1 protein-coding gene is annotated in these 249 nt (G+C 59.8%); it reads right to left on the minus strand.

All coding sequences use genetic code 11. The annotated features are described in order from the left end of the window. A partial coding sequence (locus EOD29_RS33815) for an FAD-dependent oxidoreductase (RefSeq protein WP_348630478.1) occupies positions 1–249 on the minus strand: 249 nt, incomplete at both ends.

Genomic DNA, 249 nt, shown 5'->3' on the forward strand with positions numbered 1-249 from the left:
GTTTGACATGAAGCGACAGCAATATGGCTTGATATCGCGAAGCTTTCCGGCAGCGAAAATTCACAATCTGTATCGCCGGCGATACAAATCGCAGCTTCCGCCAGCCGATGCGCCAGTCCGAAGCTGACCTTGAAACCGCCGGTCAGTGCGATCAATCGGGGATGGACGGGATGGCGGCCGATCATCGGATCGCGGTCGATGGCCTTCGGGCGAAGCCCTGCCCAGCGCTCGATGACAGGGGCGTTGCGG

The sequence above is a fragment of the Mesorhizobium sp. M1A.T.Ca.IN.004.03.1.1 genome (genome assembly GCF_003997555.1).
In the GTDB taxonomy this organism is placed as follows: Bacteria; Pseudomonadota; Alphaproteobacteria; order Rhizobiales; family Rhizobiaceae; genus Mesorhizobium.